This is a genomic window from Nocardioides luteus (assembly GCF_015752315.1).
GTDB lineage: Bacteria > Actinomycetota > Actinomycetes > Propionibacteriales > Nocardioidaceae > Nocardioides.
On the sequence record NZ_JADOVJ010000001.1, the window covers coordinates 1363148 to 1378647 of the forward strand.

Consider the following 15500-nt stretch of genomic DNA (forward strand, 5'->3'; position numbering starts at 1 on the left):
CTAAGGTCCCCCGCGCGGCGCCTCTCGTGCACACCGCCCATTGCCACCCCCACGCAAATACTGCAGGCCAGGAGAATCATGCCGACCCAGTCCGCGATCGATCTTGCATTTCTCGACGAGATGCCGGCGAACTTCGCCCTTCATTTCCTCAACCGTGTCAAGGCGACCCCTGACGCGGAGGCGTTCCGCTATCCGGTGGTCGGCTCGACGACCGAGGCAGGCGGGGAAGAGTGGAAGTCGCTGACCTGGAAGGAGGCCAGCGACCAGGCCAGCCGCCTCGCCGCCGGCCTGGTGTCGCTCGGTCTCGAGCTCGAGCAGCGGGTCGGCATCGCCTCGACCACGCGCTACGAGTGGATCATCGCCGACCTCGCGGTGATGCTCGCCGGCGGCGCCACCACGACGGTCTACCCGACGACCAACGTCGATGACACCGCCTACATCCTCGGCGACGCCGAGTGCCGCTTCGTCTTCGCCGAGGACGACACCCAGCTCGCCAAGATCGCCGAGAGGGCCGCCGACCTCCCCGAGATCGTCAAGGTCATCACCTTCGACGGCGCGACCGACGGCGACCGGGTCATCGGGCTGGACGACCTGGCGGCGATCGGCGACAAGTACCTCGCCGAGCACCCGGACCTGATCGAGGAGACCGCCGCCAAGATCACCCCGGACCACCTGGCCACCCTGGTCTACACCTCCGGCACCACCGGCCGGCCGAAGGGCGTGCGCCTGCTCCACCGCGCCTGGGTCTACGAGGGCGAGGCCATCCGGGTCCAGGGCGACGTGCTCGGTCCCGACGACCTGCAGTTCCTGTGGCTGCCGATGTCGCACGTCTTCGGCAAGGTGCTGCTCTCGATCCAGATCGCGTGCGGCTTCCCGACCGCGATCGACGGCCGGATGGACAAGATCGTCGACAACCTGGCGATCGTGAAGCCGACCTTCATGGGTGCCGCCCCGCGCATCTTCGAGAAGGTCCACGCCAGGATCATGATGATGGTCGAGAACGACGGTGGCGTGAAGAAGAAGCTCTTCGACGCCGCCTTCGCCAACGGCATCGCCCGCGACCGGCTGCTGCGCGAGGGCAAGTCCGTGCCGACCGGCATGGCCCTCAAGCACGCCGTGCTCGACAAGCTCGTGCTCAGCAAGGTCCGTGACCGCTTCGGTGGCCGCGTACGTTTCTTCATCTCCGGCTCCGCCCCGCTCAACCGCGACATCGCCGAGTGGTTCCGGGCTGCCGGGATCCTCATCATGGAGGGCTACGGCTCGACGGAGAACGCCGCGGGCGCGTCCGTCGGCACCCTGGAGGAGAACAAGCTCGGCACGGTCGGCAAGGCGTTCCCGGGCAGCGAGGTGAAGATCGGCGAGAACGACGAGCTGCTCATCCGCGGCCCGCACGTGATGCCGGGCTACCACAACCTCCCCGAGGAGACCGCCAAGGCGCTCGACGCCGAGGGCTGGTACCACACCGGCGACAAGGCCTCGATCGACGAGGAGGGCTACATCACCATCACCGGCCGGATCAAGGAGCTGTTCAAGACCTCGGGCGGAAAGTACGTCGCGCCGCCGGCGATCGAGTCGAAGTTCGCCGCGCTGTGCCCCTACACCAGCCAGTTCCTCGTCTTCGGTGCCAACCGCAACTTCGTCAGCGCGCTGATCGCCCTCGACCCCGAGTCCATCACCGCCTGGGGCGCTGCCAATGGCCTGGAGGGGAAGTCCTACGAGGAGATCGTCACCTCGCCGCAGGTTCGTGAGCTGATCGGCGGCTATGTCGACGAGCTCAATGCCAGCCTCAACCGCTGGGAGACCATCAAGAAGTGGGAGATCCTCGAGCACGACCTGACCGTCGAGCGCGGCGAGCTCACCCCGTCGCTCAAGGTGAAGCGCAACGTCGTCGAGGAGCGGGAGAAGGAGCGCATCGACGCGTTCTACGCCGGCTCCTGATCCCACGCCCGACGCTCCGCCAGCCAGTCCAGACACACCTCGCCCTGCCACCGCTGCATCCTGCGGAGGTGGGGCGAGGTCGTCTTCACGGGCTGGTCGGCGGCGGCGAGGAAGTAGCCGGCGAAGAGCGCGAGGACCGAGTCGATGGCCTCCGGGTCCGCCTTGGACAGCAAGGGATGCTCGGCCAGGAACGCCTCGGCGTCGAGACCGTCGCCGCGCGGACCGATCAGCAGCAGGAGCGAGTCGATCCAGTCGGCGCCGAGCACCGGCCAGGTCCACTCGAGCAGCAGCACGCCACCGTCGGGCCGGATGAGGATGGTGTCGTCGCGTACGTCCAGGTGCACCAGCGTCTCGCCGGCCGTGTGCTCCGCGAAGCCTGCCGCGAGAGCGGCCGCCCGGTCGGCGTGCGGGTAGCCGGCGACCCGGTCCCACAAGGCAGGGTACGAGGCGTGCTCCTCGGCGAAGGTGGGCCAGCCGATACCCGGGGCCGGGGTGAGTGCGGCGGCGGTCTCGACCAGCGCCCGCGACACGACCTCCAGGTCCGAGGACGTCCACGGCCGCGACGGCAGCCGCGACTCGACGTACTCGAAGGCCAGAACCACCCACTCGCCGTCGTCGAACCACTTCAGCTTCGGGCTGGGGATCCAGCCGGCGAGCTTCTTCAGCTTCGCCGCCTCCTCGCGGTGGAGTGCCGCGGAGTCACGCTGCGCCTTGGCGGAGGCGGCCTTCACGAAGTGCTGGGAGCCGTCCTGGCAGGTCAGCACCGAGGCGAACCCCGGCGTGAAGCCGGCCCCGTGCGACTGCGCGGAGACCACCGGGCCACCGCCGAGCCGCTTCTCGATCGAGGCCCGCAGGAACGGGGGCAGGTGGGGCCACTCCAGGCGGCGGGCGGTCTGTCCGTGCGGGATGTTCGTCGGGATCGCGCTCACCCCGACATCCTTGTGTACGCCGGCCAGGATGCGCCAGGGGTGGTCTCGACGAGCTCGACCACCGGGTTTCAGGGCATCGGCGGCTGGTCGAACGTTCCCGCGGGCTTCCCGGTGGCGACGTCCCAGGCGGCGAGGCCCTCCCGGGCCGACGCGGTGTAGAGGGTCTTGCCATCGGGACTGAAGATCACCTTCGAGGTCATCGCCGGTGCCTGTGCGATCTCGCGGGACCCGCCCGAGCCGCCCAGCGCGGCGGGTGCCCACAGCATCAGCCGGACGTCGCCGGGGTCGGCGGTGACGGCCAGCGACCGGGAGTCCGGCGAGAAGGCGACCGCCGTGGCCGGCTGGCCGGGCAGCGTCTCGACGGCCTCGAACGTCGTGGCGTCCCAGACCGTCGGGTACCCCTCGGAGGTGACGCCGGAGATCCAGCGGCCGTCGGGGCTCCAGATCGGGTCGGCGCCGCGTGCGGCCGCGAGGGTGTCCACCTCGTCGCCCGACTCGGCCTCGAGGATCGCCACGCCGTCGCCGGAGGCGACCGCCAGCTGCGTGCCGTCCGGGCTGAACGAGATCGACCCGATGCCGTTGCCGAGGTCGGCGCTCGCCACCTCGTCACCGTCCTCGACCGACCAGACGATCAGGTCACCCTCGAGCCCGGCACCGGCCACGAGCTCGCCGTCGGGGCTGAACGCGATCTCGCCGACCGGGCTCGCATCGGTGACCTTCGGGTTCGGCAGGCCCTCGAGCCGCTGGACCTCCTCGTCGCTGTCCACCTCGACCAGCGCGATGTCCGAGCAGCCGACCTTCCGCGCGACCAGCGTGAGGTCCGGGCTGATGGCGCCGTAGCTGGTCTCGGAGATCGGCTCGTACGCACCGCCGCCGGCGTTCCAGCGACACGTGCCGTCGGTGCAGCTGGCGACGACGTACTTCCCGTCGGCACCGGCGGTCAGCGAGCCGGCGACCAGCCGCGAGGGCGCCACCGCGGCGGCCAGGCTGATCGAGTCACCGGCCGTCTCCAGCGCCGAGATGTCGCAGCCGTCCCGGTCGGGGTCGCCGGCGCACCCGGCCAGGAGCGCGGCGGCGAGCACGCCGATGAGCGGGACACTGAGGGCGTACGTTCGGGGTTTCATCGGTCCTTCGCGAAGATATGGGGCGAGCGTCTGTCAGGCGATCGAGGTCACGTCGAAGTGGGCGACGGTGCCGTCGGTGCAGGTGAGGCGGTCGAGTCGACGGCCGCCGGTCTCGACGAGGTCCTGGCGGTCCCGGACCTTGTGGAGAGCTCGGAGCATGTCGTACTCGTCGTTGATACGCAGCACCGACCAGGGATGTTGCTCGCTGCCGTCGCCGGTGGAGCGGATGCTGCGCAGCGCAGCCCGGGCGACCTGCCGCTCCCGCGCCGCGGCCCGCTCCTCGCCGGAACCCGCCAGCGCGGTCGCCATCCGCAGATGGGCCGAGGGGCTGAAGATCGCCCCCGGCATGACCCGCTGCAGCGCGGTCACGGCCTCGTCATAGGCGCGGTCGGCGAGCAGCCGGTCGACCTCGCCGAGGTCGAGGTCGGCGGTGAAGCTCGCGGAGCCACGGACCGCGCGCCGAAGCGGCCCCAGGGTCTCGGGGCCGGGGTCGTCGAGGTAGGCGGTGACCAGGTCGGCGTACGTCGTCATCGCGACTCCTCCAGGATCCGGTTGAACTCCTCCTCGGTGAGGTTGTTCAGGTAGTCGCGGCCGGAGTTGCGGGCGTCGACCTCGACCGGCTGGTTGTAGTACTCGTCGAAGGTGGCGCCGTTGTCGGTGCTCTTGTAGTCGTCGAAGTTGTCCTCCCACTCCTCGGCCTGCTGCTCGGTGATCCCGTCGGCCTTGTGCTCGTCGAAGGGGTCGTCCTCCCACCAGAACTGCCAGTCGTTCATGTCGTCGATGGCCTCGTGCTGCCGGCCGTGGCGGACCTCGTGAGCCACGGTGTTGATCAGCTGGCCGGGGTCGTCGAGCACGTTGGGATTGAGCGCCATCGTGGGCTCTTCGTCGTTCCAGTAGCCGTAGGTGATGCTGCCGTCGTCCCAGGTGTCGTTGCCCAGGTCGTCCCAGTCGATGGTGGGCATGTCGACGCCGCTCTCCGCGGCGATCTTCTTGACCATCTCCTCGAGCACGGCCTTGCGCTCCTCGATCGTGAGCGTCTCCCACTTCTCCGCGATGGCCGGGTCGATGTTGCCGTACTCGTCGCCCTGCTCGTCGATGCCGGTCGGCAGGCCGCGGGCGAGGATCGCGTCGACGCCGACGGCCTTGGCCAGCGCCTTCTCGATCTCGTCGGCGAGCTCCTCGGCGATGTTCTGGCGGCTGTTGCCCCACTCCTCGGCCTCGAAACGGCTCTTGAACTGCGGCGGGGTGGCGGTGCTGGTCACCGAACCGTCGTCGCCGACCGTGAACTCGTTCGTCCTGGCCCGGTCGAGGATGCCCTGGACCAGACGCTCGATCACCTCGACCTCGGCCTCGGCGGTGTAGAGGGCCTTCTGCATCTCCTGCTTGCCGGTGATGTGGCTACTGAGATCCTTGACGAGGCTGTCGCGGTGGCCACGGGCCGCGTCGGCGGCGGCGCCGGTCCAGGACTTGGCCACGCCGTTGGCCTCGAGCTCGTCGCGGCTGCTCTCCAGCAGGCGGAGGTCGGCCTTGAGCCCGTCGCCCGCGTCGCCGAGCGGCGCCGCCTTCCAGGTCTTGACCTGGCCGAACGTGATCGCCATCAGACGAGCGCGGTCGCGTCGAAATGGGCGACGGTGCCGTCGGTGCAGGTGTGGCGGTCGATCCGTCGCCCGCCGGCCTCGAGGAGATCCTGTCGGCCGGGCACCTTGTCGAGGGCGCGGAGCAGGTCGTACTCGTCGTTGATCCGGAGCACCGTCCAGGGGTGCTCCGCGCTGCCGTCGCCGGTCGCCCGGATGCTCCGCAGGGCAGCGCTGGCCACCTGGCGCTCGCGGGCGGCCGAGCGCCCCTCACCGGAGCGCTCCAGCGCCGTCGCCAGACGCAGGTGGGCCGACGGGCTGAAGATCGCACCGGGCATGAGCGCCCGCAGCGCGGTCGCGGCCTCGGCGTAGGCGCCGTCGGCCAGCAGCTTGTCGATCGGGGCCAGGTCGAGATCGACGGTGAAGTTGGCGGAGTTGCGCACCGCGCGGCGCAGCGGCGCCAGCGTCTCGGGGCCGGGGGCGTCGAGGTAGGCGGTGACCAGATCGGCGTACGTCGTCATTTCGACTCCTTCAGGAGACGGTCGAGCTCAGCGGGCGTCAGGTTGTCGAGATATTCGCGGCCGGACTTGCGCGCATCGGCCTCGACGGGCTGGTTGTAGTAGGCGTCGAAGTCCTGGTCGGAGGGCTTGTAGTCGTCGAAGTTGTCCTCCCACTCCTCGGCCTGCTCCTCGGTGATGCCGTCCTCTTCATGCATGTCGAAGGGGTCGTCCTCCCACCAGAACTGGAAGTCGTTGTTGTCCCTGATCGCCTCGTGCTGGCGCGCGTGGCGCAGCTCGTGAGCCACGGTGTGCAGGATGTCGGGGTTGTCGAGGTTGTTCGGGTTGAGCCGTACGGTGCGCTCGCCCTCGCTCCAAGAGCCGTTGGTGCTGCCGAGCGAGCCGTCCCAGATGATGTCGTCGACCTCGAGGCCGTACTCATCGGCCAGCTCCTTGATCTTCTGGTCGATGATCGCCCGCTTCTCGTCATCGGTGAGCTGGGCCCACCGCTCGGCGGTCGCGGGGGAAGCCATCCCGCGCTGGTCGCGGGTCTGGTCGAGACCCTGGTCGGTGCCGGTCGGGATGCCGTCGGTGAGGAGCTGGTCCACGCCGGCCGCCTTGGCGAGGGCGTCGGTGATGTCGTCGGCGAGCTCCTGGGCGATGTTCTGGCGGCTGTTGCCCCATTCCTCGGCCTCGAAACGGCTCTTGAACTGCGGCGGGGTGGCGGTGCTGGTCACCGAGCCGTCGTCGCCGACGGTGAACTCGTTGGTCTTGGCCCGGTCCAGGATCCCCTGCACCAGACGCTCGATGGCCTCGACCTCGGGCTCGGCGGCGTAGAGCGCCTTCTGCATCTGCTGCTTGCCGGTGATGTGGCTGCTCAGCTGGGCCACCAGGGCGTCGCGGTGGCCACGGGCCGCGTCGGCGGCGGCGCCGGTCCAGGACTTGGCCACGCCGTTGGCCTCGAGCTCGTCGCGGCTGGTCTCCAGCTTGCGGAGGTCGACCTTGAGCCCGTCACCGGCATCGCCCAGGGGCGCCGCCTTCCAGGTCTTGACCTGGCCGAAGGTGATCGCCATCAGTTGGGGCCCATGACCTTTCCGCCCTTCTCGCGGGCGGCCTTGTCGGCTGCCTCGAACTCGTCGAGCGCCTTCTGGGTCTCCGCGGCGAGCTTCTGGGAGCTGTCGGCCGCAGCCTTGGTCTCGTCGGTCCAGCGGGTGCCGAGCTCGGACATGTAGCCGACCGACTCCGCCCCCGGGACCGCCGCGCCCGCCTTGCTCAGATAGCCGGCGGAATCGGCTTTGCGTACGTTGCTCTCGGCATCTGTGGCGACCGTGATGGATGCCTTCATGTCCTTGGGGACGACATGAATTTCGGTCATGGGTCTGCTGGTCCTCCTGGGCCCGAACGGGAGACGACTAGGGCGTGTCTTCACAACAGACACGCCCTAGCCCGGAGACCCTAACGGAAACTCGGGTCCAGCGTCTTCGTAAAAAGAGCCCCGCCGTCGATGTCGCGGAGGGTGACGGTGAGCTGCTGCGTACGTCCGTCGATCTCGACCTCACCGAAGAACTGGAAGCCGTCGGCGGGTGAGGTGTTCGCGGCCGGGGGAGCGGCCACGAACTCGGCGGTCGGGCCGAAGGTGGCGTCGAGCTTGTTCGGGCCGAAGGCGCCGGCGTTGAGCGGACCGGAGACGAACTCCCAGAACGGGTCGAAGTCCTGGTAGGCCGCGCGGTCGGGGTGGTAGGAGTGCGCGGCCGTGTAGTGGACGTCGGCGGTCAGCCAGACGTGGTTGCGGATGCCGAGGCGCTTGAGCCCGGTGAGCACCTTGGCGATGTCGAGCTCGCGGCCCAGCGGGGCGCCGCCGTCGCCCTGGGAGATGCCCTCCTGCAGCGGGCCGTCGGGGACGACCAGCCCGATCGGCAGGTCGGCGGCGATGACCTTCCAGGTGGCGCGGGAGGCGGCCAGTTCGCGCAGCAGCCACGCGGTCTGGCGCTCGCCGAGAACGCCACCGTCGGCGGTCGGCTCCGCGTTGGTCGTGTTGGCGTCCTTGTGGGTGCGCATGTCGAGGACGAAGAGGTCCATCAGCGGGCCGTAGGAGAGCTTGCGGTAGATCCGGCCGTCCGGGTCGGGGGAGGCGGTGCCGACCGGGATGTACTCGTGGAAGGCCTGCTTCGCGCGGGCGGCCAGGACGTCCACGCGGCGCTCGGTGTAGCGACCGTCGTCGGGCAGGATCTCGCCCGGGTACCAGTTGTTGGTGACCTCGTGGTCGTCCCACTGCGCCACGATCGGCGTCTGGGCGAGGAAGGCACGCCAGTTGTCGGCGAGCAGGTTGTAGGCGTACTGACCGCGGAACTCGGTCAGCGTCTCGGCGACCTTGTGCTTCTCCTCGGTGACGATGTTGTTCCAGACCCGCCCGTCGGGGAGGGTCACGGTCGCGGTGACCGGGCCGTCGGCGTAGACGTTGTCACCCGAGCTCAGGAAGAAGTCGGCCTCGCGCGCCGCCATCGCGGGCGCGATCCGGAAGCCGCCGAAGTCGGGGTTGGCACCCCAGCCCTGGCCGGCGATGTCGCCGGACCACAGGAACCGGATGTCCTGGCGCCTGCTCGGTGCCGTACGCAGCCGGCCGATCTCCCAGGCGCTGCCACGGCGCGGGTCGTCGGGGTCGACGGCACGGACCCGGTAGAAGTAGTCGCGCCCCGCCTCGAGGCCGTCGACCTTCAGCTCGCCGGTGAAGTCGCTGCGTCCCGTCACCACGGGGCCGCCGACCGGACGCGCCCGGCGGAACGACTCGTCCGTCGAGATCTCCGCGACCAGGCGCGAGGTCGTGTCCGCGCGGCTCCACAGCACCCCGCCTCGGGCGCCGACGTCGCCCGACTGGACGCCGTGGGTGAGGGTCGGGCGGTTGCCGCGTAGGAAGGCGGGAGCAGAGATGGGGACCGCGCGGGCGGCGTGAGCGGCTGCAGCGGTCGTGGGGATGACGAGTCCGGCACCGGCGGCGGCACCGAGGCCGAGGACGGAGCGGCGGTTGAGTGGGGTCATGAGCCAAACCTGCCGATTCCGGCAGAACTACCGGTGAGTTCCGCGGGTCGTGCCGGTGAACACGTGAGCGACGTGACCCGCTGGGATCCGGCTGGCAGTATCTGCGGTGATGTGGGCAAGAAAGAAGACGTACGCCGCTGCGCTGCTGCTCCTGGTGGCGCCGGCGTTGTTCGGCTGCGCCGCCGAGCCGCCTGCCGGGGCCGAGTCGCCGTCGGTCCCCGCGGCGCCCGAGTCGGAGACGCGGTCCAGCCAGGCGCCGCGTGCGCTGGAGTCGCTCGACATCCCGTCCGTCGCACCCGCCCAGGACCGCGGGATCGTCGAGGGCGGTGACCTGAGCTGGCCGCAGTGTCCCGAGGGGATGGGCATCAAGGAGCGCCGTACGCTGGGGCTGCCGATGCCGCTCGACTCGGCGGAGTACGTGATCATCGGGCTCACCAACGGCCCGGCGTTCACCCCCAACCCGTGCCTGGCCTCGCAGGTCGAGTGGGCCAGGACGAACAAGGTGATGACCTCCGCCTACGCGGTCGTCTCCTATCCCGAGGCCGCCACGCTCCGCGAGTACGGCGAGGACGGTCCCGGCGACCCGGAGACGAGGATCGGCCGGCTGACCAACGTCGGCTACCAGCAGGCTCGGTGGAACCTCGAGCAGATGGAGCGTGCCGGGCTGGAGTCACCCTCGGTGTGGCTCGACGTCGAGCCGGTCCCCGACTGGGAGTGGTCCGACGACGTCGCGGCCAACCAGGCGGTGGTCCAGGGCGCCGTGGCCGGCTACCAGGACGCCGGGATACGGGTCGGGGTCTACTCGATCGAGGGGCTGTGGACACCGATCGTCGGCGACCTGCAGCTGCAGCTGCCCGAGTGGCGCCCGGCGGGCGAGACGTCGCGGGCCGCGGCGCTGGAGCGCTGCGACGGCGACTGGATGTTCCAGGGCGGTGCCGCGGTGATCGTGCAGTGGCTCGAGGCCGGCCGCGACCGCAACGTGACCTGCCCGGGCGAGTCGGTGCAGCTGCCGCTTTGGTTCCACCAGTACTGAGCGTGGGAGGATGGCCCCCATCATGAGTGCTGCCCCGAAGCCCGGCTCCACGCCCCCGGCGATCATCCGCAACTTCTGCATCATCGCCCACATCGACCACGGCAAGTCGACGTTGGCCGACCGGATGCTGCAGCTGACCGGTGTGGTCGACGAGCGCGCCGCGCGGGCGCAGTATCTCGACCGCATGGACATCGAGCGCGAGCGCGGGATCACGATCAAGTCCCAGGCCGTGCGGATGCCGTGGACGGTCACCGAGGGCGAGAACGAGGGCGAGACGTTCGTCCTCAACATGATCGACACCCCCGGCCACGTCGACTTCACCTACGAGGTCTCCCGGTCCCTGCAGGCCTGCGAGGCGGCGATCCTGCTCGTCGACGCGGCCCAGGGCATCGAGGCGCAGACCCTGGCCAACCTCTACCTGGCGATGGGTGCCGACCTGCACATCATCCCGGTGCTCAACAAGATCGACCTGCCCTCGGCGAATGTCGAGAAGTACGCGTTGGAGCTGGCCAACCTCGTCGGCTGCGAGCCCGAGGACGTGCTCCAGGTCTCGGCCAAGACCGGGGTCGGTGTCGAGGACCTGCTCAACCACATCGTCTCCGAGACCCCGCCGCCGGTGGGCGACCCGGACGCGCCCGCGCGGGCACTGATCTTCGACTCGGTCTACGACACCTACCGCGGCGTCGTGACGTACGTCCGGGTCTTCGACGGCTCGCTGAAGCACCGCGACAAGATCAAGATGATGTCGACCGGTGCCGTCCACGAGATGCTCGAGCTCGGGGTCATCTCCCCGGAGCCGGTCAAGGCCGACCACATCGGCGTGGGCGAGACGGGCTACCTGATCACCGGCGTGAAGGATGTCCGCCAGTCGCGGGTCGGTGACACCGTCACCAACAACGGGAAGCCCGCCGAGGAGATGCTCGGTGGCTACTCCCACCCCAACCCGATGGTCTTCGCCGGGCTCTACCCGATCGACGGCGACCAGTACCCCGACCTGCGCGAGGCGCTCGACAAGCTGCAGCTCAACGATGCTGCGCTGACGTACGAGCCGGAGACCTCCGGCGCCCTCGGCTTCGGCTTCCGCTGCGGCTTCCTCGGCCTGCTCCACATGGAGATCACCCGCGACCGGCTCGAGCGCGAGTTCAACCTCGACCTGATCTCGACCGCGCCCAACGTGGTCTACGACGTGGTCATGGAGGACGGCACCGAGCACATCGTGACCAACCCCTCGGAGTTCCCCGAGGGCAAGATCAACGAGGTCCGCGAGCCGGTCGTCAACGCCACCATCCTGGCGCCGTCCGACTACATCGGCACGATCATGGAGCTGTGCCAGAACAAGCGCGGAACCCTGCAGGGGATGGACTACCTCTCCGAGGACCGCGTCGAGATGCGCTACGTCCTGCCGATGGGCGAGATCGCCTTCGACTTCTTCGACCAGCTCAAGTCGAAGACCAAGGGGTACGCCTCGCTCAACTACGAGTTCTCCGGCGACCAGGCCGCCGACCTGGTCAAGGTCGACATCCTGCTCCAGGGCGAGCCCGTCGACGCCTTCTCCGCCATCGTCCACCGCGACGCCGCCTACAACTACGGCGTGATGATGGCCGGCAAGCTCAAGGAGCTCATCCCTCGGCAGCAGTTCGAGGTGCCCATCCAGGCCGCCATCGGCGCCCGCGTCATCGCCCGTGAGAACATCCGCGCCATCCGCAAGGACGTCCTCGCCAAGTGCTACGGCGGCGACATCTCGCGCAAGCGCAAGCTGCTCGAGAAGCAGAAGGAGGGCAAGAAGCGGATGAAGATGGTCGGTCGCGTCGAGGTCCCTCAGGAAGCCTTCGTCGCTGCGCTCTCCACCACTCAGGCTTCGACCGACAAGAAGTAGCTGCCCCGCCGGTCGAGCCGCCGGGCCCGCGACGTCCTACCCTCGATGGAGGACAACCTTTCCCGGGGTCGAGGTGGTCGTCCTTGATAGGGGCGCCTCGTCGGGGGCGACGAGCGGGGAGGGGACGTGGATGCGACCCAGGTCTCGGGGAAGTGGAGCGGAGCGGGAGCTGCGCGGGAGTTCGACGACTTCGTCGAGGCCTGCTCCACGCGGCTGCTGCGGACCGCCTACTTGCTGACCCACGACCGGGGGCGCGCGGAGGACCTTCTGCAGACGGCGCTGGTGAAGGCGTGGCTGTCCTGGTCGCGGATCGACGGCGATCCGGCGGCGTACGTGAGCAAGATCCTCGTCAACACCTACGCCACCTGGTGGCGCCGCAGGTGGAACGACGAGCGGCCGACCTCTGAGCTGCCGGAGGCCGAGTACGACGAGGACCGTGCGGCGACTCACGACCTGTGGACGGCGTTGGGCAGGTTGCCGAGAAGACAGCGGGCGGTGATCGTGCTGCGGTACGTCGAGGACCTCAGCGAAGCGGAGACGGCTCGGTTGCTCGGCTGCTCGATCGGCACGGTGAAGAGCCAGCGGGTGAAGGCACTGGCCAAGCTGCGCCTCGACGACGCACTGGCCCAGGAGACGCACGGGGAGGCGGCGCGATGAGCATCCAGCAGCTTCAGGACACGTTGCGCGCGCACGCCGACGCCATCGAGGACACCGGGGTCGTCGGCCGGGGTGCGGCGGTCCGGCGACGGGCGGCCAGGATCCGGGTTCGTCGTGCACTGGTCGTGGCGGCGGTGGTGGCGATCGTCCTGCCCGCAGCCGGGTTGGCCGCTCTGGGGGTGAACCCGTTCGACCGCACCGCACCGGTCGTGACTCCGCCCGGCCCGACGAGCGACCTGTTCGTCGAGGCGTTCGCCGGCCGGACCCTGATCGACGCCGAGGTCGCCACCGGACGAAGCGAGATGGTGTTCACCGCCGAGGCCTCCCGCAACACCGAGTGGCGGGCCGTCTGTGAGGGCGTGGGCAGCAGATACACCCTGCACGTCGCGATGGACGACGGAGAGCCGGGAGAGCTGCCGTGCGACGTGCCACTCCTCTCGGGTCGATGGATCGCCTACCAGTTCGGACCGGAACACCCGGTCAAGGGCGAGCACACCCTCCGACTCTGGTTGACCAGCACGTCCGGACGCGAGAAGGCACCACCCGTGGACGGGCAGATCGGAGCCGCGGTCTACCGGCTGCCCGCACCCGCCGCCACGGTCGCCGGCCACCAGGTCCAGGCTCTCGAGATGGACGGCGGAAGCGAGTTCCGCCTGGTCAGGCGTGAGGAGTCCATGCCGGGCGCTCGAGTCCTCTCCTCGACGTACTCCTCCCGGACCCGCCCTGTCGAGGTGGGCTGGTACACCTCGGGATCGGGCACCCAGGAGGTGCAGGTCTACGTCGACGGCCGGCCCGAGACCGGGCTGACCCTCGGCAACGGCGGGCCAGGGCTTGTCCTGACGCCCGGTGAGGCGCACACCGTGAGCCTGCGGATCGTGGGGGATGTTCCGCCCGACGCTCTCCTCGGGCTCGTCTGGCGCGAAGAGGTCCGATGATGAGGCGGCGAGGCTGGGTGTGGTGGTACGGCCTGTTCCTCGGCTGCCTGCTGCTCGCGGCGGGCGCGGCGGAGACCGTTCGGGTCGTACGCAGCGGCGACGGCGGCCTGCTGTTCTGGTTCGGCACGCTCGTCGGTGGCGGAGTGTTGGTCCTGGCCGGCACGCTGCTGCTGCCGTCGCGTCCGAGGCCGGGGTTCGTGCTCACTACGCTCGGCTGTGCCGCAGCTCTGCTGCCGACCTCGTGGACGGTGGTCGTGCCCGTGATGCTCGTGGTGCTGGTCGTCGCGAGCGGCAGACGAGCCGCTCGCCCTCCAGGTCGCAGTGCGCAAGAACGGTCGGGTCGGCAGGGGATGGCCGGTGGTTGAGTGAGCCGCATGCGTACAGAACAGGTTCGGTTCCCGAAGGGCTATGGCACGCCGAGCGAGCTGCTGGCGTGGGAGGACGTACGACAGCGGCTGGTCGAGGCGAAGCAGTTCTGGTTCGCGTTCGAGAGGCCGGGGCGGAGTCCGCACGTGACGCCGCTGGACGGGATCTGGTTCGAGGAGAAGCTGGTCTACGGCGGGAGCCCGGAGACGCTGCACCGGCGGCTGGCGGCCGCGCACCCGAAGGTGACGGTGAACCTGCCTGACCCGTGGAAGCTGGTCGTCATCGAGGGCGAGGTGCGGGAGACGGGCTTCGCTCCGGGGGTCGCCGCGGAGATCGCGGGACTGCTGAACGCGAAGTATCCCGAGTACGGCGACAACGTCTTCGACCCGAAGCACTACACCGAAGGGGCTCCGGTCGTGCATCCCGGCAGGATCCGGGCCTGGACCTCGTTCCCCAAGGACGCGACGGCGTTCGTCTTCGACTGAACCGAGGGTCGGCCGTTGTAGTCTCCCGGGGATGCATTTCACCGAGTACGACACCCGGGTGGCCGCGTACGCCGTCATCATCGACGCAGGGCGGATCCTGCTGAGCTGGTTCAACGGCAACCACCGCACCGAGCCCGGCTGGACGCTTCCGGGCGGCGGTGTCGACTACGGCGAGCAGATGCCCGCCGCGGTCAGACGCGAGGTGAAGGAGGAGACCGGCTACGACGTCGAGGTCGGGGCTCCGCTGACGACCAACGTGTACGTCGTGCCGTTCGAGCCGGGGCGCCGGCCCTACCAGTCCACCCGGGTGATCTTCGAGGCGCGGATCGTCGGGGGTGAGCTGGGCACGCTGGAGGTCGACGGAACCACCGACTTCGCCGAGTGGGTCCCGCTCGAGAAGGCGGCCCAGGTGCCCGAGTCGGCCGCCGACATCGTTCGCCTCGGGATCGAGGCCTGGAGGGCTCAGTCCACCCAGTAGTTGTCGTGGAGCTTGTAGAACTCGGCCAGGTCGTCCGGACCGAGCTCGGTGCCCTCGGCCAGCTCGCGCAGCCCCTCGAAGTAGCCCTCCCGCGGCGCACCGGGAGTGAAGTGCAGCAGCATCGAGGCGGGCTCGTCGGTCGTGTTGCGGAAGCCGTGCAGGCCGCCGACCGGCACATGCACGAAGTCGCCGGCGCCAGCCGGGATCCACTCCTCGCCGTTGTAGATCCGCACGGTCCCGGTCAGCACGTAGAACGACTCGGCCACCGCGCGGTGGAAATGCGGCCCGGGACCGGTCTCGCCGGGACCGAAGTGCCAGCGGTAGAGCCCGTAGTCGCCCGCGGTGGTCGCCCCGGTGGCCAGATAGTCGACCTTCACACCGTTGGGATATTCGAGGTCGGGTGCGGTCTTGTCGGGACGGTAGAACGCCGAGACCTCACCGGCCTCGCCGTCGTAGCGATCGGGCGGGTAGGGAACGCCCTTGGTCCCCATCGACTCTGGAAGTGACATGGGCCCAACCTGCCCGATCCGTCGAGGGTTGGGAAGCCCATTAGAAATGTGTCAGTAGGGTTG

The 15500-nt window shown here is 69.5% G+C and carries 17 protein-coding genes; 8 read left to right on the plus strand and 9 right to left on the minus strand.

What is annotated here, in order from left to right; all coding sequences use genetic code 11:
• The first annotated feature begins 78 nt into the window (after positions 1-78).
• The gene (locus HD557_RS06495; protein ID WP_008363692.1) at positions 79-1938 is read left to right on the plus strand and encodes an AMP-dependent synthetase/ligase; all 1860 of its coding nucleotides are present in this window, start codon (positions 79-81) and stop codon (positions 1936-1938) included.
• Here HD557_RS06495 and HD557_RS06500 read toward each other — a convergent pair.
• From HD557_RS06500 to HD557_RS06535, 8 genes are all read right to left on the minus strand, one after another.
• Positions 1923-2867 carry a hypothetical protein gene (locus tag HD557_RS06500; protein WP_196873304.1) on the minus strand — a complete coding sequence of 315 codons (945 nt, stop codon included), beginning with the start codon at positions 2865-2867 and terminating at the stop codon, positions 1923-1925. The genes HD557_RS06495 and HD557_RS06500 overlap by 16 nt on opposite strands.
• Positions 2868-2935: 68 nt before the next feature.
• Entirely contained in the window at positions 2936-3991 is a 1056-nt protein-coding gene (locus tag HD557_RS06505) for a WD40 repeat domain-containing protein (protein WP_196873305.1), read from the minus strand.
• A 33-nt stretch (positions 3992-4024) separates the two neighbouring features.
• Positions 4025-4522 (minus strand): DUF4919 domain-containing protein, encoded by a 498-nt coding sequence (locus HD557_RS06510; protein ID WP_196873306.1) that lies wholly within the window; start codon positions 4520-4522, stop codon positions 4025-4027.
• A complete protein-coding gene (locus tag HD557_RS06515) occupies positions 4519-5589 on the minus strand; it encodes a hypothetical protein (protein WP_196873307.1) in 1071 nt (356 codons plus the stop codon). The genes HD557_RS06510 and HD557_RS06515 overlap by 4 nt, the downstream gene beginning before the upstream one ends.
• Positions 5589-6086, minus strand: a complete 498-nt coding sequence (locus HD557_RS06520; RefSeq protein ID WP_008363704.1) for a DUF4919 domain-containing protein — start codon at positions 6084-6086, stop codon at positions 5589-5591. The genes HD557_RS06515 and HD557_RS06520 overlap by 1 nt, the downstream gene beginning before the upstream one ends.
• Positions 6083-7135 (minus strand): hypothetical protein, encoded by a 1053-nt coding sequence (locus tag HD557_RS06525; RefSeq protein ID WP_008363706.1) that lies wholly within the window; start codon positions 7133-7135, stop codon positions 6083-6085. The genes HD557_RS06520 and HD557_RS06525 overlap by 4 nt, the downstream gene beginning before the upstream one ends.
• A complete protein-coding gene (locus HD557_RS06530; protein ID WP_196873308.1) occupies positions 7135-7437 on the minus strand; it encodes a hypothetical protein in 303 nt (100 codons plus the stop codon). The genes HD557_RS06525 and HD557_RS06530 overlap by 1 nt, the downstream gene beginning before the upstream one ends.
• A gap of 80 nt (positions 7438-7517) precedes the next feature.
• The gene (locus tag HD557_RS06535) at positions 7518-9098 is read right to left on the minus strand and encodes an alkaline phosphatase D family protein (protein ID WP_196873309.1); all 1581 of its coding nucleotides are present in this window, start codon (positions 9096-9098) and stop codon (positions 7518-7520) included.
• Positions 9099-9207: 109 nt separating this feature from the next.
• Between HD557_RS06535 and HD557_RS06540 the strand changes: the two genes are divergently transcribed.
• The 7 genes from HD557_RS06540 (at position 9208) to HD557_RS06570 (ending at position 14928) form a co-directional block, all read left to right on the plus strand.
• The gene (locus HD557_RS06540; RefSeq protein ID WP_196873310.1) at positions 9208-10131 is read left to right on the plus strand and encodes a hypothetical protein; all 924 of its coding nucleotides are present in this window, start codon (positions 9208-9210) and stop codon (positions 10129-10131) included.
• A gap of 22 nt (positions 10132-10153) precedes the next feature.
• On the plus strand, positions 10154-12007 hold the full coding sequence (gene lepA / locus HD557_RS06545; RefSeq protein WP_196873311.1) for a translation elongation factor 4: 1854 nt from the start codon (positions 10154-10156) through the stop codon (positions 12005-12007).
• Positions 12008-12133: 126 nt separating this feature from the next.
• Complete coding sequence (locus HD557_RS06550) at positions 12134-12664, plus strand: SigE family RNA polymerase sigma factor (RefSeq protein WP_196873312.1); 531 nt, start codon at positions 12134-12136, stop codon at positions 12662-12664.
• Positions 12661-13599, plus strand: a complete 939-nt coding sequence (locus HD557_RS06555) for a hypothetical protein (RefSeq protein ID WP_196873313.1) — start codon at positions 12661-12663, stop codon at positions 13597-13599. The genes HD557_RS06550 and HD557_RS06555 overlap by 4 nt, the downstream gene beginning before the upstream one ends.
• Positions 13599-13964 carry a hypothetical protein gene (locus HD557_RS06560; protein WP_231380200.1) on the plus strand — a complete coding sequence of 122 codons (366 nt, stop codon included), beginning with the start codon at positions 13599-13601 and terminating at the stop codon, positions 13962-13964. Before HD557_RS06555 ends, HD557_RS06560 begins: the two co-directional genes overlap by 1 nt.
• A gap of 9 nt (positions 13965-13973) precedes the next feature.
• Positions 13974-14450 carry a pyridoxamine 5'-phosphate oxidase family protein gene (locus HD557_RS06565; protein ID WP_196873315.1) on the plus strand — a complete coding sequence of 159 codons (477 nt, stop codon included), beginning with the start codon at positions 13974-13976 and terminating at the stop codon, positions 14448-14450.
• 31 nt (positions 14451-14481) lie between these two features.
• Positions 14482-14928, plus strand: a complete 447-nt coding sequence (locus tag HD557_RS06570) for an NUDIX domain-containing protein (RefSeq protein ID WP_008363724.1) — start codon at positions 14482-14484, stop codon at positions 14926-14928.
• Here HD557_RS06570 and HD557_RS06575 read toward each other — a convergent pair.
• On the minus strand, positions 14913-15437 hold the full coding sequence (locus HD557_RS06575) for a cupin domain-containing protein (protein WP_231380201.1): 525 nt from the start codon (positions 15435-15437) through the stop codon (positions 14913-14915). The two genes, HD557_RS06570 and HD557_RS06575, sit on opposite strands and share 16 nt — an antisense overlap.
• Positions 15438-15500 lie beyond the last annotated feature (63 nt).